The following is a 441-nucleotide window of genomic DNA, read 5'->3' on the forward strand; positions in this document are numbered from 1 at the left end:
TGGGGCGGCGGTATCCCCCACTCTTGCCGCCGGCTTGCCATTAATCATCACCCCAGCGCTAGCGCTGGTCACTGCGGTGGGCGGAAAACAACCATGCCCACCGGCGGTATCCCCTAATCGTGCTGCCCCTGGCATAGCGCCTCCTTAACGTGCAATCACCATACGTCCATCAATGATGGCAAATAGCGGTAGAAAACTATTTATCCAGCCAGACTCTTGAGAGCTGATACGAAGTGGCGAATGTCCTCGTTGGTCTTCGAGCTTCACTAGCTTTCCGCCCATATAGCTTTTCACTGTGTACTCATGCCACTCTCTTCGTGGAACAACCGCTGCGTCCTCTGCACGCTCAAAGTCACCAGATATATCCATCACATCAAAAAACTCATCCGGATCAGTCATATAGGCTTCTGCTTTAGCCTGCTCTCGCCCCGCTAGTGACCA

The 441-nt window shown here is 53.5% G+C and carries 1 pseudogene; it reads right to left on the reverse strand.

Going from position 1 to position 441, the window contains the following annotated elements:
- Positions 1 to 144: 144 nt before the first annotated feature.
- Positions 145 to 441, reverse strand: a pseudogene (locus tag BZJ21_RS16435) (glycosyl hydrolase family 26); the annotation flags it as partial.

It is taken from the genome of Salinivibrio costicola subsp. alcaliphilus (assembly GCF_001996185.1).
GTDB lineage: Bacteria > Pseudomonadota > Gammaproteobacteria > Enterobacterales > Vibrionaceae > Salinivibrio > Salinivibrio costicola.